Annotated in this window: 18 protein-coding genes and 1 pseudogene; 16 read left to right on the plus strand and 3 right to left on the minus strand. The window is 63.0% G+C overall.

The annotated features are described in order from the left end of the window. Positions 1–1,161: 1,161 nt before the first annotated feature. From trbB to J2R80_RS21725, 16 genes and pseudogenes are all read left to right on the plus strand, one after another. On the plus strand, positions 1,162–2,082 hold the full coding sequence (gene trbB / locus J2R80_RS21650; RefSeq protein WP_210263076.1) for a P-type conjugative transfer ATPase TrbB: 921 nt from the start codon (positions 1,162–1,164) through the stop codon (positions 2,080–2,082). Beyond that, on the plus strand, positions 2,079–2,405 hold the full coding sequence (locus tag J2R80_RS21655; RefSeq protein ID WP_253639362.1) for a TrbC/VirB2 family protein: 327 nt from the start codon (positions 2,079–2,081) through the stop codon (positions 2,403–2,405). The genes trbB and J2R80_RS21655 overlap by 4 nt, the downstream gene beginning before the upstream one ends. Beyond that, complete coding sequence (locus tag J2R80_RS21660; RefSeq protein ID WP_168859221.1) at positions 2,405–2,668, plus strand: VirB3 family type IV secretion system protein; 264 nt, start codon at positions 2,405–2,407, stop codon at positions 2,666–2,668. Before J2R80_RS21655 ends, J2R80_RS21660 begins: the two co-directional genes overlap by 1 nt. Before the next feature lie 9 nt (positions 2,669–2,677). Next, positions 2,678–5,119 carry a conjugal transfer protein TrbE gene (trbE, locus tag J2R80_RS21665; protein WP_253639363.1) on the plus strand — a complete coding sequence of 814 codons (2,442 nt, stop codon included), beginning with the start codon at positions 2,678–2,680 and terminating at the stop codon, positions 5,117–5,119. Further along, the gene (trbJ, locus tag J2R80_RS21670) at positions 5,116–5,844 is read left to right on the plus strand and encodes a P-type conjugative transfer protein TrbJ (protein WP_253639364.1); all 729 of its coding nucleotides are present in this window, start codon (positions 5,116–5,118) and stop codon (positions 5,842–5,844) included. Before trbE ends, trbJ begins: the two co-directional genes overlap by 4 nt. After that, on the plus strand, positions 5,844–6,221 hold the full coding sequence (trbK-alt, locus tag J2R80_RS21675; RefSeq protein ID WP_253639365.1) for a putative entry exclusion protein TrbK-alt: 378 nt from the start codon (positions 5,844–5,846) through the stop codon (positions 6,219–6,221). Before trbJ ends, trbK-alt begins: the two co-directional genes overlap by 1 nt. Next, positions 6,218–7,447, plus strand: coding sequence for a P-type conjugative transfer protein TrbL (gene trbL / locus J2R80_RS21680; RefSeq protein ID WP_253639366.1), 1,230 nt, complete (start codon positions 6,218–6,220; stop codon positions 7,445–7,447). Before trbK-alt ends, trbL begins: the two co-directional genes overlap by 4 nt. A gap of 67 nt (positions 7,448–7,514) precedes the next feature. Next, complete coding sequence (gene trbF, locus J2R80_RS21685) at positions 7,515–8,198, plus strand: conjugal transfer protein TrbF (RefSeq protein WP_253639367.1); 684 nt, start codon at positions 7,515–7,517, stop codon at positions 8,196–8,198. Positions 8,199–8,269: 71 nt separating this feature from the next. Continuing rightward, entirely contained in the window at positions 8,270–9,196 is a 927-nt protein-coding gene (gene trbG / locus J2R80_RS21690; RefSeq protein WP_253641009.1) for a P-type conjugative transfer protein TrbG, read from the plus strand. Further along, complete coding sequence (locus J2R80_RS21695) at positions 9,193–10,332, plus strand: enolase C-terminal domain-like protein (protein ID WP_375162601.1); 1,140 nt, start codon at positions 9,193–9,195, stop codon at positions 10,330–10,332. The genes trbG and J2R80_RS21695 overlap by 4 nt, the downstream gene beginning before the upstream one ends. A gap of 222 nt (positions 10,333–10,554) precedes the next feature. After that, on the plus strand, positions 10,555–11,127 hold the full coding sequence (locus J2R80_RS21700; protein WP_253639368.1) for a GNAT family N-acetyltransferase: 573 nt from the start codon (positions 10,555–10,557) through the stop codon (positions 11,125–11,127). Between the two features lie 281 nt (positions 11,128–11,408). Continuing rightward, the gene (locus J2R80_RS21705; RefSeq protein ID WP_253639369.1) at positions 11,409–12,137 is read left to right on the plus strand and encodes an autoinducer binding domain-containing protein; all 729 of its coding nucleotides are present in this window, start codon (positions 11,409–11,411) and stop codon (positions 12,135–12,137) included. 206 nt (positions 12,138–12,343) lie between these two features. Then, on the plus strand, positions 12,344–12,982 hold the full coding sequence (locus J2R80_RS21710; RefSeq protein WP_253639370.1) for an acyl-homoserine-lactone synthase: 639 nt from the start codon (positions 12,344–12,346) through the stop codon (positions 12,980–12,982). Between the two features lie 355 nt (positions 12,983–13,337). Then, positions 13,338–13,481 (plus strand): annotated as a pseudogene (locus tag J2R80_RS21715) (aspartate kinase); the annotation flags it as partial. Between the two features lie 791 nt (positions 13,482–14,272). Beyond that, positions 14,273–15,541 (plus strand): YadA-like family protein, encoded by a 1,269-nt coding sequence (locus J2R80_RS21720; protein ID WP_253639371.1) that lies wholly within the window; start codon positions 14,273–14,275, stop codon positions 15,539–15,541. A gap of 59 nt (positions 15,542–15,600) precedes the next feature. After that, positions 15,601–16,344, plus strand: coding sequence for an invasion associated locus B family protein (locus J2R80_RS21725; RefSeq protein WP_253639372.1), 744 nt, complete (start codon positions 15,601–15,603; stop codon positions 16,342–16,344). Positions 16,345–16,411: 67 nt separating this feature from the next. Here J2R80_RS21725 and J2R80_RS21730 read toward each other — a convergent pair whose 3' ends face one another. The 3 genes from J2R80_RS21730 to J2R80_RS21740 all read right to left on the minus strand — a co-directional run bounded on the left by J2R80_RS21730 (position 16,412) and on the right by J2R80_RS21740 (position 20,938). Continuing rightward, positions 16,412–17,305 (minus strand): 3'-5' exonuclease, encoded by an 894-nt coding sequence (locus J2R80_RS21730; RefSeq protein ID WP_253639373.1) that lies wholly within the window; start codon positions 17,303–17,305, stop codon positions 16,412–16,414. A 233-nt stretch (positions 17,306–17,538) separates the two neighbouring features. Then, complete coding sequence (locus J2R80_RS21735) at positions 17,539–17,967, minus strand: heme-binding protein (protein WP_253639374.1); 429 nt, start codon at positions 17,965–17,967, stop codon at positions 17,539–17,541. After that, complete coding sequence (locus tag J2R80_RS21740; RefSeq protein WP_253641011.1) at positions 17,960–20,938, minus strand: FAD-binding and (Fe-S)-binding domain-containing protein; 2,979 nt, start codon at positions 20,936–20,938, stop codon at positions 17,960–17,962. Before J2R80_RS21740 ends, J2R80_RS21735 begins: the two co-directional genes overlap by 8 nt. Positions 20,939–21,043 lie beyond the last annotated feature (105 nt).

Here is a 21,043-nt window from a genome sequence, read left to right on the forward strand (position 1 = left end):
TGCGGGCGGCTGGAACTTAATGCCTGATCAGGACGATGGAGAGTTTAGCGCGTCTGTGCTTGCGGTTCGAGCAGTGTGGGGCACCTACCGTTCGCCGTCGGTGGAGTCCCGCCACGGTTCGCTACCTTGCAGGACCTAATGTGAAGCTGAACAATAGCAAGAGCGCGCTTGCGCAACTCTCTTCCGTGGGCTGGCTATGACGCCATCGACGGCTCGACTCGAGCTGTGTCACCACCGTCTGCTTGGCGTAGAAAACTGCCTGGAGCGCAAACGGCGTCACTCGCGCACCCAATATCGACCAATCTCCGACGTAGCGCCAGGCGCGGCGGCGGGAGCCAGTTTGGTCCTGATTTGATCGGTAAGCACCCTTATTTGATCAACCGCCCGCTTTCGTAAACAAGTAGTCTCGCTCCGTTGGCATCCCCCACGTTCCCAACGTGGTGGTCCCGTCTGATGTGCTGCTCAGGCCTAATAGCCCCGGCTGGCGCACGTCAGGCGGGTTCTGCTGTTAATGGTCAGGCTCCACAGATGGCGGCCCCGACTGCCGGACGCCGGCGATCGCCCCGTGCCCCTGGCTTGGGCTATGTGCGGGCCTTGCGTCCGCTGAAGTCTTCGGCTTGCCAGCTCTTTCCCGCTTCAATACGGGGCGCGTCGTCGCAGCCTTTGCCGGGCAATTACCTGACCGAAGCGAACTCTCGTAGACTCGGTCATGTGTGTCTCTCTCTCTCTCTCTCTCTCTCTCTCTCTCTCTCTCTCGATGCGTTGACGCGGCGCACGCAAGATCCTCGCGATGACGCCTGCGGGAGTTCAGGGGCAAGAGGTTGCTTCGGCGCCGGCAATGCTGAGGGGTATCCGGTGGTGCGCAACGCGGTTGCAGACTGCCGCGATCGCCCGACCTGCGTCGATCAGGTTGTGTCTCCGCGCCAATGCGTCCGGCCGATTGGAGGGCATGGTCCCGTCTCTGATCGACCTCATGGCTTCCGCAGGGTTTTCTTTTTCCACGCTACGCTACGATCGTCGCGAGCGCCTTGTTGCACGAAGGGAGTGGTGGCTCTTCTATCCATCCCCATCTGAGGGCGCGGTCTAATCCGTCCTCGATAGATGGGTGTGGCAGTGACATTCCAGTCCTTTCAGTCGGAGGCGGTTTCGCGCGGCGCACGCATGCTCCGCAGCGCGCTGGGGCCCGCGATCGCGCGCTATCTCGACGACACTGCGGTCATCGAGGTGATGTTGAACCCGGATGGTCGGCTATGGATCGACCGGCTGGCGAGCGGACTGTCGGAAACCGGCGAGCAGCTCTCGGCCGCCGATGGCGAGCGCATCATTCGCCTGGTGGCGCACCATGTCGGCAGCGAGGTCCACGCCGCATCGCCGCGCATTTCTGCAGAATTGCCTGAAACTGGAGAACGGTTTGAAGGTCTGTTGCCGCCTGTCGTGGCTGCGCCCGCCTTCGCAATTCGCAAACCTGCAGTCGCCGTATTTACACTCGATGACTATGCGGCCTCGCGCATCATGACCTCAGACCAGGCCGAAGCACTGCGGCGGGCGGTGGCCGCGCGGAGGAACATCCTGGTCGCGGGCGGCACCTCAACGGGCAAAACGACGCTCACCAATGCGCTTCTTGCGGAAGTCGCCAAGACCAGCGATCGCGTGGTGCTGATCGAGGATACTCGGGAACTGCAGTGCAAGGCGCCGAATTTGGTTGCGCTGCGCACCAAGGACGGGGTGGTCTCGCTCTCGGATCTCGTGCGGTCGTCGCTCCGCTTGCGGCCGGATCGCATTCCGATAGGCGAGGTCCGCGGCGCCGAAGCGCTCGACCTACTCAAGGCCTGGGGCACTGGTCACCCCGGCGGCATTGGCACCATTCACGCCGGTACCGCGCTCGGCGCGCTGCGGCGACTGGAGCAGCTGATCCAGGAAGCTGTCATCACGGTACCGCGCGCCCTGATTGCCGAGACCATCAACATCATTGCCGTGCTTTCCGGCCGCGGCGCCGACCGTCGCCTCGCCGAGCTCGCGCGCGTCGACGGGCTCGGAGCAACCGGCGACTACAGCCTCTCACCAGCAGGAGATCTCATATGAGCTTTCGAATCTCGCTTCCACCGCGTGCGCTCCCGGTGGCTGTAACGGCAACGGTCCTGTTCGCGACTGCGCCAGCCTGGGCAGCCGGCTCCAACATGCCCTGGGAGCAGCCGCTTAATCAGATCCTGCAATCGGTGGAGGGACCGGTCGCGAAGATCATCGCCGTGATCATCATCATCGTCACGGGGCTGACGCTTGCTTTTGGCGATACGTCCGGCGGTTTTCGCAGGATGATCCAGATCGTATTCGGGCTGTCGATCGCCTTTGCGGCATCGAGCTTCTTCCTCTCGTTCTTCTCCTTTGGCGGCGGGCTGGTGGTCTGATGGATCAACTCGTCGCAGGCTTTGTCGCGCCCGTGCATCGCTCGCTGACCGAACCGATCCTGATGGGCGGTGCACCGCGGTCGGTTGCGATCGTGAATGGAACGCTTGCCGTCGCAGTTGGGCTTGGCCTGCGGCTCTGGATTGCCGGCCTTCTCCTCTGGTTCATCGGCCACTTGGCAGCGGTCTGGGCCGCCAAACGCGATCCGGCCTTCGTTGAGGTCGTGCGCCGCCACCTTCGTGTTCCCGGACATCTTTGCGTTTGAGCTCGCTCCATGATGAATCTTTCCGAGTATCGCCGGTCCAGCACCCGTCTTGCCGATTTCCTGCCCTGGGCAGCTCTGGTCGGCGAGAGCGTCATCCTGAACAAGGACGGCTCGTTGCAGCGGACCGCCGGATTCCGCGGGCCGGATCTCGAAAGCGCCGTACCCGCCGAACTCGTGGCTATCGCCGGCCGCCTCAACAACGCCTTGCGCCGCCTGGGCTCGGGCTGGGCCGTCTTCGTCGAGGCGCAGCGCCATGCGGCTGGAGCCTATCCCTCATGCTCCTTTCCGGATGTGGCATCCGCGCTGGTTGATGCCGAGCGCCGGGCACAGTTCGAGGAGGAGGGCGTTCACTACGAATCCGGCTACTTCCTGACGTTCGTGTATCTGCCCCCGCCAGAGGATGCGGCGCGTGCCGAGCGATTTCTGTATGAGGGGCGCGATCCCGCCGAAACAGCTGACGCGCGCGAGGTGCTGCGGGCTTTTGTCGATCGCACCGACCGGGTGCTGCAACTCCTCGAAGGATTTATGCCGGACTGCGGCTGGCTCGATGATGCCGGGACGTTGACCTACCTCCATTCAACCATCTCGACCAATCGGCATCGGGTCCGCGTGCCCGAAATCCCGATGTATCTCGATGCGTTGCTCGCAGACCAGCCGCTGACCGCAGGTCTCGAGCTGACGCTGGGGGAAGCCAGCTTGCGCGTTCTGACCGTGGTTGGATTTCCGACAGCGACCACGCCCGGGATTCTCGACGACCTGAACCGCCTCGCGTTCCCGTATCGCTGGTCGACCCGGGCCATCATGCTCGACAGGCTGGAGGCCACAAGGCTCCTGACCAGGATCCGGCGTCAGTGGTTCGCCAAACGGAAATCGATTGCCGCAATCCTGAACGAGGTGATGACCAACGAGGCGTCATCGCTGCTCGACACCGATGCCCACAACAAGGCAATGGATGCCGACGCCGCGCTTCAGGATCTGGGGTCAGATCAGATCGGCCAGGCCTTTGTCACGGCGTCGGTAACGGTCTGGGACACCGATCCGCGCGCGGCCGACGAGAAACTTCGCTTGGTCGAAAAGATCATCCAGGGCCGCGATTTTACCTGCATGACCGAGACGGTCAATGCGGCCGAAGCGTGGCTCGGCAGCCTGCCTGGACATGTCTACGCCAACGTCCGGCAGCCGCCGGTCTCGACGCTCAACCTCGCGCACATGATTCCGCTATCGGCAGTGTGGGCGGGAGAGGCGAGGGATCATCACCTCGATGCGCCACCGCTGCTCCATGGCAGGACCGAAGGCGCGACCCCGTTCCGGTTCTCGCTTCATGTCGGGGACGTCGGCCATACGCTTGTGGTCGGGCCGACCGGCGCCGGCAAGTCGGTGCTGCTGGCACTGATGGCATTGCAATTTCGCCGTTACCGCAATTCCCGGGTGTTCGCGTTTGATTTCGGCGGCTCCATTCGCGCGGCCGCGATCGCAATGGGCGGCGACTGGCACGATCTGGGCGGAGCCCTGTCTCATGATGCGGCCGAGCGTATCGCCCTGCAGCCGCTGCTCTGGATCAACGACTCATCGGAGAGGGCCTGGGCTACGGAATGGGTAGCGGCCATCCTGGCGCGGGAAAAGGTCGAGATCACACCGGATGCGAAGGACTATCTGTGGTCGGCGCTGACGTCCCTTGCGTCGGCGCCGGTCCAGGAGCGGACGCTGACGGGCCTGTCGGTTCTGCTCCAGTCGACGGCTCTCAAGCGCGCCCTGCAACCCTATTGTCTGGGCGGACCTTATGGCGGCCTGCTCGATGCCGAGTTCGAGCGCCCTGGCGAAGCTTCTGTCCAGGCATTCGAGACCGAAGGATTGATCGGCACCGGTGCCGCGCCAGCTGTGCTGACGTATCTCTTTCACCGGATTGGTGATCGTCTCGACGGCCGGCCCACGCTCATCATTGTCGATGAAGGCTGGCTTGCGCTGGATGATGCGGATTTCGCCGGTCAGCTTCGCGAATGGCTGAAGACGCTGCGGAAGAAGAATGCCTCCGTTGTGTTCGCCACCCAGTCGCTGTCGGACATCGACGGCTCGGCAATCGCGCCCGCCATCATCGAGAGCTGCCCGACGCGCCTGCTGCTGCCAAATGAACGGGCGCTCGAACCCCAGATCACGGCGATCTATCGCCGCTTCGGGCTCAATGATCGGCAGATCGAGCTCTTGAGCCGCGCCACCCCGAAGCGCGACTACTACTGCCAGTCCCGCCGGGGCAACCGGATGTTCGAGCTCGGCCTTGGCGAGGTCGCGCTCGCCTTTGCCGCTGTCTCCACCAGGTCCGACCAGGCCGCAATCGACCGGGTGCTCGCCGAGCATGGTCGCGAGGATTTTGTGTTGGCCTGGCTGCACCACCGCGGCGTGGGCTGGGCCGCGGATCTCATTCCCAACCTCAAGAATCTGGAGAAGTCGCAATGAGCCGTTATCGCTCGTTCCTGGCCGCCAGTATCGTTGCCTTGTCACTGGTGGCCAGCAGGCCAGCGCTGGCACTGATCGTCTTCGATCCCAACAACTACGTTCAGAATGTTCTGACCGCTGCGCGCGAGCTGCAGCAGATCAACAATCAGATCACCTCGTTGCAGAACGAGGCGCAGATGCTGGTCAATCAGACAAGGAACCTGGCGAGCTTGCCATACTCCTCGCTGCAGCAGCTTCAGTCATCGATCCAGCGCACCCAGCAGCTCCTAGCTCAGGCCCAGCGCATTGCCTATGACGTGCAGCAGATCGATCGGGCCTTCGCCACCAGCTATGCGCCGGCAACAGGGAGCCAGGCCAATGCTGCGCTGATCGCCGGTGCGCAAGGACGTTGGCAGAACTCGGTGGCAGCCCTTCAGGACGCCCTTCGCGTGCAAGCCGGCGTCGTCGGTAATCTCGATACCAACCGGATCCAGAGCGCGGCCCTGGTGACCTCAAGCCAGAGTGCGAGCGGCGCCCTTCAGGCAACCCAGGCCGGCAATCAGATCCTTGCGCTTCAGGCACAGCAGCTTGCCGATCTCACTGCAACTATCGCATCGCAGGGCAGGGCCCAGGCTCTGGAGTCCGCCCAACGCGCCGCCGCGCAGGACCAGGGACGTGAGCAGCTCCGGCGCTTCCTGACGCCGGGCCAGGGTTATCAATCCTCCAATGTGCAGATGTTTCACTGATGGGCATCCGTGTCACCAAGTGGCTTCCGGCCTCCATGGCACTGGGAGCAACGCTCGTCGCTGCCGCCTGTGCGATTCAATTGCGCGGAGCCGACAAGGACGCAGCGCAGACGCAGGCGGATGCGCAGATGACAGGAGCCTTCTCTCCTGATCTCGCCCGTTGCCGTACCGTGACGCCAGAGCAAGCGACGGAGTTTGAGCGTTGCCGAAGACTTTGGGCTGAAAACCGCCGGCGGTTCTTCGGTCAAAAGGCCGGGCCGGTGCGTGGCGCGGATGGGGATCCAGGCGGTTCGTCACAGCAATTGGCGCCCAAGGACCAGGGTCGGATTCCACAAGCCTATCCCTCCATCGGGATATCGGGAGAGGGCGATCAATGACGGGCACCGGAGTTATCGACCAGTTCCTCGAAACCTTCACCCGCTATATCGACAACGGCTTTGGCCTTGTCGGCGGCGAGGTCGGATATCTTGCGACCACGCTGGCTGCGATCGACATTACGATTGCAGCCCTGTTCTGGAGCTGGGGCTCGGAGGACGATGTCATCGCGCGGCTGGTCAAGAAGACGCTGTTCGTCGGTGTCTTCGCCTATCTGATCGGCAACTGGAACAATCTTGCGCGCATCGTTTTCGAAAGCTTCGCTGGCCTTGGGCTGAAGGTCTCAGGCACGAGCCTTTCCGCAGGCGATTTCGTTCGCCCTGGCAAGATCGCGCAGGTGGGTCTCGATGCGGGCCGGCCGATCCTCGAGTCGATCTCGAATCTGATGGGCTACATCAGCTTCTTCGAAAATTTCGTCCAGATCGTCGTTCTGCTGTTCGCCTGGGCGGTCGTCCTGCTCGCTTTCTTCATTCTGGCAATCCAGCTGTTTGTCACCTTGATCGAGTTCAAGCTGACGACGCTGGCTGGCTTTGTGCTGATCCCGTTCGGCCTATTCGGCAAGACCGCGTTTGCCGCCGAACGGGTTCTCGGCAATATCGTCTCATCAGGCATCAAGGTCCTGGTACTGGCCGTCATTGTCGGCATCGGCTCGACCCTGTTCGCGCAGTTCACCTCCGGCTTCAACGGCGGGCAGCCGACCATCGAAGATGCCATGACGCTGGTGCTGGCGGCGTTGTCGCTCCTGGGTCTTGGCATCTTTGGACCCGGTATTGCCAACGGGCTCGTATCTGGCGGGCCGCAACTCGGAGCCGGCGCTGCGGTTGGGACCGGTCTTGCTGCCGGCGGCATCGCTGCCGCTGGAGCAGGCCTCGCCGCGGGCGGAGCCGGGCTTGCCGGGGGAGCGGTCGCAGGCGCTGTGCGCGGTGGCAGCGCGATCGCAAGCGGCGCAGCTGCGGCCTACCGCAGCGGCGGCGTGGCCGGCGTTGCCGAGGCTGGCCTATCGGCCGCCGCGAGTCCGCTGCGTCGGGTCGCGGGCGCAGCTGGCGGCGGCGCTCAGTCCGGCTCTCAGGCATCGCAGGGCTTGACCGAGCATCCGCCCGCATGGGCACAGCGCATGAAGCGGGCGCAAACCATCAGCCACGGCGTATCCGCCGCGAGCCACGCTGTTCGATCCGGCGATCACGGCGGTGCCGGGAGCTCGGTCGATGTCTCCGAGGGAGGGCGGTGAACGACCGCCGACTTCGGTTCAGCAGGGGGCCGGAATCTGAATTCTGTTTCTTTCGGGGAAAGTGGTGATGTTCAAACGATCTTCCGTTCATTACGGGCGCACACCCGAGCCGGTGACACCGTATCAGAAGGCGGCGCAGGTCTGGGATGAGCGAATCGGGACGGCGCGCGTCCAGGCCAGGAACTGGAGGATGATGGCCTTTGGCTGTCTCATTCTGTCGTGTGGCCTTGGCGGAGGCCTGATCTTGCAGTCGACGCAGGGCACAATCACGCCCTGGATCGTAGAGGTCGATCAACTCGGTCAGGCCCAGAGAGTTGCTCCGGCCAATTCGGAGTACGACCCGACCGATCCGCAGATCGCCTATCATCTGGCACGCTTCATCGAGGACGTTCGTGGCCTGCCATCCGACGCAATCGTCCTGCGGCAGAATTGGCTCCGCGCCTATGACTTCACGACTGATCGCGGCGCTGCGGCACTCAACGAATATGCGCGGAGCAACGATCCCTTCGCGAAGCTCGGCAAGGCGCAGGTCTCAATCGAGGTCTCAAGCGTCATCCGCGCATCACCGGACAGTTTTCGGGTGGCGTGGGTGCAGCGCGCTTACGACAACGGATCGCTAGCCTCGACCGAGCGGTGGACCGCCATTCTGTCGGTGGTCATCCGGACGCCGCACGATGCCGATCGGCTGCGCAAAAACCCGCTCGGTATCTACGTGAATTCGATCAACTGGTCGAAGGAGCTGGGGCAATGAGCTGGAAAATCGTCGATACTCAGGCAACCGGTTTCAGAGCCGCATTGCAAACAAGCGGTCTCGTCTCCGTGATGGTTATTCTCAGCTGCATGCTGGGTGGTTGCTCGACATTCATCCCGCCCGAAATCACCTACGACGCCGATGTGCCGCCATTACCTGCAGCGCCAGCACCGAACAGTGAGCGGCCCTGGCCGCTCCACGTTCCGCCATCCTGGAAGCCGGCGCTTGGCGGCAAGTCAGGGGCGAAGGAAGAGGCCGAGCCGGTCAGCAGAATCGAGACGGCGAACAGCGCGGCCCGGGTTGAACCCCGCAGGACGGGGTATTTCAATGCGGCGCAGATTTACAGCTTTAGTCCCGGGGCGCTCTACCAGGTCTACGCAGCACCGGGACAGATTACCGACATCGCGCTGGAGGAGGGGGAGCTGCTGACAGGCAGCGGGCCAATCGCCGCAGGCGACACGGTGCGCTGGGTGGTCGGCGACACGGAGAGCGGCAGCGGGGAAACGCGACGTGTTCACGTCCTCGTCAAACCGACGCGCGCCTCGATCGAAACGAACCTCGTCATCAATACCGCCCGGCGGACGTATTTGATCGAACTCCGCTCCCGAGAAAAACCCTATATGCCCTCGGTTGCCTGGTACTATCCGGAAGAGAGGCAAGGCAAGGCGCGATCGGCACCGCCGACGCCGGTTCTGCCCGACGCGTCGCAACGCCGCTTTCGCTACGCCATCGAAGGTGACAGCCCGCCCTGGCGTCCCCTTGTGGCTTACGACGACGGCCGGAAAGTCTATGTCGAGTTCCCGCGGGGGATCGTTCAGGGCGAGATGCCGCCGCTGTTTGTGCTCGGTGCCGACGGCAACACCGAAATCGTCAACTACCGCGCTTACAATAACGTGTTGATCGTCGATCGGCTGTTCGCGGCTGCTGAATTGCGTTTGGGAGGCGAGCACCAGCAGAAGGTCAGAATTGTCCGGACTGAAGGGAGGCCGTCGTCATGATGACCCAGAATCAGGACGGTGCATCATCCGCCGGGGAACGAACGTCAGATGAACTGGTGAGGGGTTTCCGACTGAGGCCCGAATACCCGCGCGTCACGCGGCTTTCGCGAAAAGTCCTGGCGACAGCAAGTGCGCTCGGGCTGGCCATCGTTGGCGGGGCTACAGTGTGGGCACTGCAGAAGAACAGATCCGTTAGCCCAACGTCCGATGAGCCTTATGGCACCGAGCACCACAACGTTGCCGAAGGTCTTGGGACGCTGCCGCGCGATTATTCGGCCGTTCAGCGCCAGGTGCCGCAACTCGGCCCGCCTCTCCCCGGCGATCTCGGCAGGCCGATCCTTTCCGCTCAGGGGCAATTGCCAGTAACCGCCGCGGCCGTGCCTGACCAGGAGCAGCAGCGCCGGGAGCAGGAGACCGAGGCGGCGCGCGTCAGCCGTCTGTTTGCGTCAACCAATATCCGGGAACAGCCGGCCGCCACTTCGGTACAGGCAGACGGCCGCGGTACCGCACCGACGACGACAGCATTCAACAATGACGAGGCAGGCCCGCGGAACGAGCAGGAGCGAAAGCTCACCTTCGTCAATGCTCCAGTCGACCGCCGCACCACGAGCCCGGATCGGGTCACGAGGGCAGCGTCACCCTACGTGGTCCAGGCCGGGACAGTCATTCCCGGCGCCCTCATCACGGGTATTCGCTCGGATCTGCCAGGCCAGATCACAACGCCGTTACTCCTCACGGAATATGTGAGAGGTATCGAACCCAAGGCAGACTTCATCGTTGCGGGAGGGACGGACTTTCTGCGTGTCGATCCGGAGTACGATCACGGGATCACGGGGGCGCTGCGCGTAGCCCGTCTTGGCGAAGCGTTTGGCCTCGATGTCGAAATACATGCATGTGGCCCAGCACACCGCCACCTGATGTCGGCCATGCGCAACAGCAACTATTATGAGCTCGCCCTCGTCGGACCGGAATGCCCCAACGTGATCGCTCCGGTCTTTACCTGCGGCTATAGCGATCAGCTCGATTGCGTGGGCCAGGACGGATGCGTGCCGGTACCGACCGGGCCGGGCCTCGGCGTGTCCTACGACTGGGATTTTATCAGGAAGAATGCCGTGGCGAACCGGGTGTTCGCATAAAAGAGTTGGTCGCTCAACCCGGCGATCGCTGTCGTGTAGTCGAAGTCCGGAGAGACGTGCGCGTTCTGACGCCTGGAACGCCACCGCTCGAGAGATGGAAGGAGGAAGACCGTGTCACACAAGCCGTCCGAATCGGCGCCACAAGCGTCTGTGACCAAAGGCGATCGTCGAACCGACTCATGCGGTGGAGGCGGGCAAGCGACGTTCGCCCCAAATCCGACGATGGCTGTCGAGGTGATCGCCTACAATCGAGCTTCTCGCGCGCTGCGGAAGGAATTCGACTTGCTGCAGTGTCGCGTCTACGCGGAACCGGAGCAGGACGCAGATCCAGCGCCTCTTCACGATCCGGCTCTCGATGCACTCTCGTTCTACATCTGCGCGGACGACGGCAGGGTCATCAGCTATGCGGCCGTGGTCAGCAAGACAATCCGGCATGGTGTGCACACATTCAGCATCACCGGCTTGAGCCACGTGATGACGGACCCCGCCTATCGGGGGCGACATCTGGGTTTGCGCACCGTTGCTGCAGCAACCCGATGTATTGAGCGAAGCAGTGCAGATATCGGCCTCTTCACATGCGATCCACCATTGGCGCAGTTCTACGAACGGGCGGGCGCCTGGCCCGTCGTTCCGGATGTCGTGTTGATTGGTAGCCGGGATGAGGAAGCACTTTCCAGCGCGACCTTGAAAAAAGTTGTCCTCATGCGGCTCCTTTCGACGAAGGCCCGCGGTCTAGGGTCGATTTTCACGAATGCGACCATCGATCTCGATCTACCCGTCGGTCAATTTCTATGAGGCTCCCGTGATTGTAGGATGAAGCAACCGTTTGCTGTCTTTACTGGGCATGATGCAACTGGGCTGAAGCGGGTGTCCAACTCTCCCGGTTGCGGTATTCCGCGCTTGGTCCCATGGCTTTGGACGCTTATCGAGCCCCGCGAAGCTGGCGCGCGCGGCGCCGTTGCAGGTTGCAGGCGGTGCCCACGCAATCCTGCAGGAACGGCGCTCGGCCGCGCGGCGCTTGTCGGTACGGGTCCACACTGCGCGCTCAACTCTGCGCCACATACGAGCAGCAAACCATGAGGCGGATAGAGCATTGGTTTCAGGAGTTCGTCGACGCCATCCAGATGGCCAATGGCGCGGCCGACTTCGAGCGTGTCGCGAGGCGGATCACGGAGCGGCTGGGCTTCGAATGGTTCGCCTATCTGCGCTTGAGCGACAATGTACCGACGCTAATCTCCTCTTATCCGAAATCCTGGACCGGGCGGTATTTCGATCTTCGTTATCAGGATCTGGATCCGGTGGTGCGGCGGGCGCGCCGCGAGCATGATGTCTTTAACTGGGGAGGCGGGAGCCCGCAGGCAATGGGTACGCCCGAGCAGCGCCGGTTCTTCGATGAAGCCATGACGTTTGGCATCAACTCTGGCGTCACGGTGCCGATCAGAGGCGGCTTCGGACGAATGGCCGCATTTACGCTCGCAACCGGCGAATCGGCTGCCCAAAGCGAGCAATTGATTGCGGAAGTCCGGGACGTCATTCAGCTCGTTGGGCTCTATTTCGATACCCACGTGACGGCGAAGCTCACTGTTGGCGCCGAGGCACCGCTCATCAAGACGGTTTTGACGCTGCGCGAGCGGCAGTGTCTCGCATGGGCGTCGCGGGGAAAGACCGTCGCCGACATAGCGTTGCTGGTCGGGACGGCGCCGCGCACCGTGGTCTTCCATCTCGAAAACGCGCGCCGCAAACTTGACGCAGCATCGATCGCGCAATGCGTGGCGGAAGCGCTGCGCCGGGGCCTGTTGCCCTGATCGAGCTCGCCGGCTACCACCGCTCGGTGGTGACCGAGGTTATTGATGTACCTGTTCGCAGTCAGGACCCATGTTTGCTGGCCGTTGCACCCATGCTCCGGTTCGCCGCGACGTCATTTCCATGGCCTCGACCCGCAAAATTCGACAGGCGAAGCCGCTGCGACGCTTTGATTTGGTGACCGCTCCCGTCAAGCAGGAGGTCACCCATGTACGTTATTGCGCTAAGTTGTTCCCGGTTTGGCCAGCATCTCGATCTTCTGAAGGCGATGTTCCGGTTGCGTCGGCGTGTGTTCAAAGATCGCCTTGATTGGAATGTCTCCGTGTCAGGCGAGTTTGAGCTCGATATTTACGATGTGCTCAAGCCCGTCTATCTGCTGTGCATATCGGAAGAACGTAACGTTGTGGGAAGTGTTCGCCTGCTTCCGACCACCGGCCCGACAATGCTCGCCGACACGTTTCCAAGTCTGCTCGGTGGTCGGCCGGCGCCGCGCAACGAGAAGGTGCTGGAGAGCTCTCGGTATTGCATTGACGCCAATCAGGCGGGCGAGCTTGCGCGGAACGGTCTCAATCGTGCGACCCTCATGCTGTTCGCCGCGATGATCGAGTACCTGCAAATCGCGAATGCCGAGGCTATTGTAACCGTCACGGACACCAGGCTGGAGCGTATCTTGCGGCGTGCCGGATGGCCACTTGAGCGCATCGCGGCTCCGCATCCGCTGGGGAGCAGCATGGCGCTTGCAGGCTTCTTGCATCGTTGCGACGAGGCGCTGGCCGCGATGCGTCGGAGCGCTGGTGTCGAGGGGCCGGTTCTGGTAGACCCGGATTGGCTGGGGCACGTGCGGTGACCCGCAGCCGCTCCCCCAATTTCTGCCACTGAGCTAATTCGGCTGTAACGATTTTCCGTCGACGGAACCGGTGCCGAAATCCTTGTGGCTGCACATGCGGGTGTTCAGCCTATCATCTTGCTAGCCGTGGGCGTTAATGCCCGAAAGGTGGTTAGCGGAAGGGGCGGATCCCGAAGAGAAATCATGGGTGAGGCAAACCTCAGTGGGCGGACGTTTGCGGAGATGCTGGCCAACAGACAGGGCCGCATCTACCGCGCCGGTCAGAATGCGACCACGAGCATGCAAGCAGCGACATTCCCTTAAGATTGCGGGCCGACGCAAAGAGCGCGCTGAGTGTTAACCCGGCGATCAGGGAATCACCACGCTCGGTCGGGGCGGCGGCGACACCGCGGCCGTTGCGATGGCGGCGGCACTGAAAGCCGAGCGCTGCGAAATCATCAAAGAGGTCGACGGCATTTGCTCGGCCGATCCGCGTATCGTACCGGATGCAAAGCCATTGCGGCGAGCGGCACGAAACGCTTGCCCGGGATCATTGGTGAGGCCGAGGCGGTCGAGATGATTCTTCTGAGGTTGACCGTGACGGGACCGCGTGCCCACCAAATCGGGACCGTGCATGAAGTCGTCGTCGACCCGCTCGCTCGCGCCGAGGAGATTGGTGCTGAGCTATCGCTATCAGCTTGAGCAAACCTACGGCACGCGGCGTCCGACGATGACTGATACGAGGTCCTCGAGGGGGGCTTACGTTTGCTCTTGAGTTCGGACGGCCAATGCTCGGCCTAAAAACGGTATTGTCGATATTGAATCGACCGGCCCTCTGCCAATCGCTTCTCTTTCTACGCCAATCTACGACCGACATCGACGTCTCGTTGCAATCAGTAAAATTCTGCTCTCTCTAATCATCCCCATCGAAGGGCATTCCTTGCCCTTTTCAGTGAGGATGGCGATGAGTTCTATTCACTTAGCTTGGAAGCGATCTCGCGCGGCGCGCGGACGATTTGTCCCGCGCTCAATCCTGCGATTTCTCTCAATCGCGCACGCGTCAATCGTCGAGGCGACGCTCAGACTGAATGGTCGATCGCCGGATCGATCAAATGCGCTGCGGTTCGACGGATAACCCCAAACGTTTCGCAATTGCTTATGGCGCACGAGCTGCTTGGCGAACTGCCCATCACATGAGCGGTCAAGGCCGCGCCGCGCTGTAGAGCGCGAGCGCTCGGCGACGTGACTTCGCGGCCATGTGCGCCGAGCTCAGCCGCATTTGTAATTCTTCACGCGAAAGGAGATCGTGACATGTTGAGACCGGTATTGGGATCCGCCCTGTTCCTGTCGGGGGTGGCTATTTGGCTTTCTGCACCGGCAATGGCGCAGGTCCAACACGGCGTGGTAACACCGGCAGTGCAGAAATTTCGGCCGCCCGGCGGCTGCACAGACCAGCTCAGGCAGCAGTGGAAGGCGATGGGCGGCGAACTGGACTGCGCCGAACAGAAGCCGGTGCCGGTGCCGGCCCCACCCGCGACTGCACAATCGATCCCGGCCCCGCAGCCGGTGTCGACGCCGCAGCCGGTGATCCAACCTCCAAGTCCGAAGGACATTGTCACGTCCAATAATGATAATCTCGGCAGATCGACAGCTTCGACCTTCGGAGGAGGGGCCATCTTTGACCCCACGACCGGACAGGTTACTCACTTTTCGACACTCGTGAATGGAATGCCCTCCACCAATGTCGGCGGCGCGCTCGAAACGATCGAGCAGCAGATTGCCACGATGAGCTCCTCCATGATCAACGACATCGGAAGCGGCGCGGTCGGGCTGGTCCGGCAGAGGGACCCAACAGCGGCCGTGACCATAGCTGCCAAGACGGGTGGCAAGCTCGTCGATCTGACCGGCAGCGACGGCCGTCGGACCTTGACGGGCATCACAAATGGCATTGTCTCAGCGCAATCGTCTGATGCGCTCACGGGGCAGCAGCTGTACCGGTCAGCCGATTCGGTCGCGACCTGGCTTGGCGGGGGCTCGCACGTCAATTCCGACGGAACCGTGTCGCAGCCCTCGTATACGATCCTCGGGAGCACCTATCATGACGTCGCCTCTGCCTTGAATGCTGCGTCTATGAACAGCATCCGATATGACGTCGCAGCAGACGGTCATCGCCTGAATTCGGTAACTTTGCAGGGCGGCTCTCCCGGCGCTGTAGCACTGCACAATGTGGCCGCGGGTACCGCGGCGAACGATGCGACCAACCTGAAGCAACTGAATGATGGTCTCGCCGCGCTGGGCACTGAAGACCGGATGTATACAGATCGAAAGGTGGCCGCGGTGGACCGGCGCGCGCGAGCGGCTGGTTCGGCAGCGATGGCAGCGGCGGGACTTGCGTTCTCGGATGAGGCCAAAGGCGACCGCTCCGTAGCAATCGCGGTCGGCGCCTTCCGGGACTCAGTCTCATTGGCGGGAGGCCTTGCCTACCGCGCGAGTGATGCGGTGCGCCTCAAGGCAAGTGTGTCCTACACGCCGGACACGGGCGACGTTGGAGCTTCCGGCTCAATCGGCGTCAGATTCTGACCTCCTCGGCGCAGCACCATTGTCGCTCGAATCCGCCGCCATCAATCCGGAAACAAGCCATGCCCAGATCACGCTTGCCTCGTGTTGCTGCTTGGCTCTTGCCATTGGCCTTGGCCGGCTTGTCGGCGGCGATCGCGTCCGACCCTGTACCCCGGCCTTCGAGCCTGACTGGAGCGGCCCCTGCCAGCATTGTATCCGAGCCGACAAAGGCAACTTCGCTTGGATTCGAGTGGGCGAGCGTCTTCGCGCCAGGAAAACCGGCCGCGGCGGGCGACTACACCCGCACGATCAGGCCTTTCCTCGATTGGATCCAGGTTTGCGATGAGGTCCGCAACGCGCGGCGCGTCTGTTATCTGGAAACGATCTCGCACGGTGATGCCGCGCGATTGAACTGGCGTATCGCGCTCACCAAGGATGGACGATCAATGGCGCTGATCATGCTGCCACGCGACAGCAGTGTGGAGGTCGGTGTCACAGTCTCCTTTGGCGGCTTCACGCGCGTCATCAAGCCGCTGATCTGCGACCAGGCGCTATGCGCCGCAACGTTTCCTGCGGACGCCGCTTTGATCTCGTTGCTGGGACGTGAGGACCGCGCCACGATCGTGTTCGAGCGAGTTGGCAAGCCCATCACGATAATGGCGAGCTTGCGGGGCCTTATGTTGGCACTGACGGATCTTTCGCAGGCGGTGGCTCCTGCCACCCCGGCACGCCCTCCAGCAGCGAAGCCCGTTGCGCGCCGGACATCGACCGAAGCCGTTGCTGCCACCCAAGGCGCCGGCGGCCCCTGGAAGGGCATCCGATAACGCTTCGCCTGGTAACTCCCACATGGTCAACGTTCGGGCTGGAGCGTTTTTTGCGCTCGAAAGCGCCCTATGCCCTCGCCGAAAAGCGGTCGAATGCGGTGAGTGTCTGGATCCGCACCTCAACTTCCTTTTGATAGATCGTGCTCTGCAGATATTCGATCTCGGCTGTCTGATTGGGCTCATCGACGTCAATGTACCAGGACCGCGGCCGGCCATCGGCGCCGTCGCTCCAGCGATAGCCGCGGCGCTTGAGCTCGTCCTTGAGCTCGAACGGCGACTGCTCAGCCCAGATCCGGATCGTCTTGCGGCGGGCTCGCTCGAGCAGCAGGGAGAGCACGGTGCGATCGAGCTGGGGCAGGGTCATGGCGAGGATTTCGAGCAGCGCCAGGCAATCGTCGACCGCCCGGTGCGCCTCGTGAAACAGCCCGGCTTTCATCAGGAGATAGGACAGGCGCGATCCCTCGAAGCCAAGGCCGCGCCATTCGACCTCGCTCACCGAGCAGGCCCAGGCCTTGTGCGTGAACAGGGGTGCATAGCGCTCCATGAACTTGCGGTCGAAGCCGGCATTGTGGGCGATGACCACGACCGCATCGGAGACGAAGGCGTTGATGCGCTCCTTATCGAGGCCGTGGTCCCTGACCATCTCGTCGGTGATACCGGTCAGCGCAGTGATCTCGATGGGAATTGCGATCGACGGCTGATTGAAGCAACTGAAAGTATCGATGACCCGGCCGATCCTTCCGTCGGACAGATAGGTGAACTTGACCATCCCGAGCTCGATGATCTCGTCTTTGGCCGTATCTAGTCCGGTGGTTTCGACATCGAGCAGGATTGCGATCTTGGTCGATTGCCCGTCGCTTGGAGCAAATTCGGAGCGGGGAACCAGCCGCCGCAGCACCCGGTAATCGGGTGACTGCTCCAGCATGCCGGCGATGTCGGCAAGAGTCGGTTGAACGGTCATATTGGGCCGTCTGAGAACATTGAGCTTGTTTGGTAGCTCGCAAGTCTATCCGATCGGATCGGGCCTCGCATCGCAGCCCCTGTGGATAGGTCATTGGTGCGCGGAGATTCCCGGCGGCGGGAAGGACTTCTCCCGTGGAACCGGATTGACGATCCGGTCGGTCATCGTCCTAAAATTGAAGCTGTACTTGTTTGAACCAAGCGGCGAGAGCGGCGAAGACCAAACAGTTGTTGTCATCCGATGTTGGCCTTCAGGCCGGCAGCTTCGATGCCCGCGACGGCGCAGATCTCGTCATTGTCCGAGGTGTCGCCGCTGACGCCGACGGCGCCGAGCAGGGTAGTGCCGTCCATGATCAGGACACCGCCGGGGACCGGCACCATCCGGCCCTGCGCCAGCGTGTTCACGGCGTCGACGAAATAGGCCTGCTCCTGGGCGCGCTGAAACAGCGCCCGCGATCCCATCCCGAGCGCCAGCGCGCCATAGGCCTTGCCATGGGCGATCTCGGCCCGCATCAGGCTGGTGCCGTCCTGTGCCGCCGTCACCTTCACCGCGCCGCGCGCGTCGAGGATGGTGACGACCAGCGGCTTGAACTTCTTCTCGACCCCCTTGGCCAGCGCGGCATCCAGAATCTTGCGGGCAGTTTCGAGAGTGAGCTCAGCCATAGGCCTCTTCCTTTGTCGGTAACAATCTGTCGGAATTCGATTTCGCACGTTTCAGGCTCATCGCCAATACGCTGGCGACATGCAGCGGCGTGCGGCCGCTGCCGTCCTTGATCTGGTGCCGGCATGAGGTCCCGTCAGCCACGATCAGCGTGTCCTGATCGGCGCCTCTGACAGCCGGCAGCAGCGACAGTTCGGCCATCTCGATCGAGGCCTGGTAGGTTTCGGCGCCATAGCCGAACGCGCCGGCCATGCCGCAGCAACTCGACTCGATGGTCTTGACATCGAGGCCCGGCACCAAGCGCAGCACCTTCTCCACCGGCTTGAACGCGCCGAAGGATTTTTGGTGGCAATGACCGTGCACCACGGCCTTGCCGGCGACCGCGCCGAGCGGCAAAGCGAGCCGCCCGGCCTCGGCCTCGCGCACCAGAAATTCCTCGAACAGCAGCGCGTGCGCACTGACGGTCTTGGCGGCCTCATCCGAACGCAGCGACAGCAGCTCGTCGCGCAAGGTCAGCAGGCAGCTTGGCTCGAGACCAATGATCGGCACGCCGCGGGCCGCGAACGGGACGTAGGTCGCAACCAGCCGGTCAAGCTCGGCGCGGGCCTGCTCCACCAGTCCGGCCGACAGGAAGGTTCGCCCGCAGCACGGCGGCCGTCCGCCGTCCGATGGCCTCGGCAGATGCACGCGATAGCCGCCGGCGACCAGGACTTCGATCGCGGCGTCGAGATTTTCCCGCTCATAGCCGCGGTTGAATGTATCGGCGAACAGCACCACTTCGCGGCCGTCGGCTGGACCCAGCACCTCGGCGTCCGGCCGGAAGGTGTCGCGGCGAAACGCCGGCAGCGCGCGCTTGGCGCTGATCCCGGCGAGCCTCTCGAACAGGCTGCGCAACAGTGGGCTGCGGTTGCGCCAGTTCGCGATCGGCGCAAAGCGCGAGGCGAGATCGACGTAGCGCGGCAGATAGCCGACCAGCCGGTCGCGCAGCGTTAGACCATGCGTCGCAGCGCGCGCGGCCAGCACCTCGATCTTCATCTTGGCCATATCGACGCCGGTCGGGCATTCATGGCGGCACGCCTTGCAGGAAACGCAGAGCTTCAGCGTCTCCATCATCTCGTCGGAGGCGAGCGCGTCCGCACCCAGCTGGCCCGAGATCGCGAGCCGCAGCGTATTGGCGCGGCCGCGGGTGACGTCCTTCTCGTTACGCGTGGCACGATAAGACGGGCACATCACGCCGCCTTCGAGCTTGCGGCAGGCGCCGTTGTTGTTGCACATCTCGACGGCGCCCTGGAAACCGCGGCCGGCGCCGGGATAGGCCGACCAGTCCAGCGCCGTCTTCAATTCGCCGACGCGATAATCCGGCGAAAAACGAAACAGCGAACGGTCGTCCATCCTGGGCGGATCGACGATCTTGCCCGGGTTGAGCGTGTTGGTCGGATCGAAGCGTCGCTTGACCTCGCGGAAGTCGGCCACGATGCGCTGCCCGAACATCGCTTCGTGGAATTCCGAGCGCACCAGGCCGTCGCCGTGCTCGCCGGAATGCGAGCCCTTGTATTCGCGCACCATCGCGAAGGCTTCCTCGGCAATGGCGCGCATCGCCTTGACGTCCTTCTCGAGCTTGAGATTGAGCACCGGGCGCACATGCAGGCAGCCTTCGGAGGCATGCGCATACATCGTGCCGCGGGTGCCGTGCCTGGCGAACACGGCATTGAGCCGCTCGGTGTAGTCGGCGAGATGCGGCAGCGGCACCGCGCAATCCTCGACGAACGAGACCGGCTTGCCCTCCTGCTTCATCGACATCATGACGTTGAGGCCGGCGGCACGGAAATCGGCGATGCCGGTCTGCAGCGCGGGCTCGACGATCTCGACCACGCCGCCCCATTTGCGCTGCGGCTTGTCCCAGCCGAAGCCGAGGTCGGCCATCAGCTCGCCGAGCTGCTTGAGACGGGTGAGGTTGTCGGCCTGGTCCTCTTCGGCGAACTCGACCACCAGGATGGCGTCCGGATCGCCGCGCACGGCTGCCGAGATGATCGGCTGGAACATCGCGATCTCGCGGCCGAGCGCAATCATGGTGCGATCGACCAGCTCCACGGCAATGGGCCGCAGCTTGACCAGATGCTGGGCCGCGTCCATCGCCTCGTAGAAGCTGCCGAAATGGCAGACGCCGAGCGCCTTGTTGCGGATCACAGGCCACAGCTTGAGTTCGACCTGCGTCGTGAAGGCAAGGGTGCCCTCCGAGCCGACCAACAGATGCGCCAGGTTGTTCGGCGCGTTGCGCGGCGCCAGCGCGTCGAGATTATAGCCGCCGACGCGGCGCTGCACCTTGGGGAATTTGTCGGCGATCTCGAGCGCCTCGCGCTCGCCGAGATCGAGCATGTCGCGAAACAGCTTCAATCCGCTGTCGGACGGATTGACCCGCGTCAGGTCGCGCGGCACCTCGCCGAAATGCAGCAGCGTGCCGTCGGCGAGCGCGGCATCCATCGACAGCGTGTTATCGCGCATCGTGCCGTAGCGCAGCGAACGGCCGCCGCAGGAATTGTTGCCGGCCATGCCGCCGATCGTGGCGCGCGATGCAGTCGAGACGTCGACCGGAAACCACAGCCCGTGCTTCCTGAGCTGGCGGTTGAGATCGTCGAGCACGATGCCGGGCTCGACCACGCAGGTCCGATGCTCGACGTCGAGCGAGAGGACCCGATTCAGGTGCTTGGACAGGTCGACCACGATGCCGTCATTGACGGTCTGGCCGCATTGCGAGGTGCCGCCGCCGCGCGGGGTGACGATCCGCCCGGCGTCGCGGACGATCGCAAGCGCCCGCAATGCCTCGTCGACGGTTCGCGGCACCACCACGCCGGCCGGCATGATCTGGTAGAACGAGGCGTCGGTCGCGTAGCGGCCGCGGTTGAAGGCGTCGAAAAAGACGTCGCCGGCCAGTTCGGACCGCAGGCGCTGTTCGAGCGAGGAGGCGTTCTTCATCCCAGATCCGATGTGATCCATGACGCCACGTTGATTGCTCATGGATTATGCATTCTCTCGACGTGAGAATTATATTATGAATTCATAATGGGCAAGGATGGCTGC

The organism is Bradyrhizobium sp. USDA 4541 (assembly GCF_024171085.1).
GTDB classification, from domain to species: domain Bacteria; phylum Pseudomonadota; class Alphaproteobacteria; order Rhizobiales; family Xanthobacteraceae; genus Bradyrhizobium; species Bradyrhizobium australafricanum.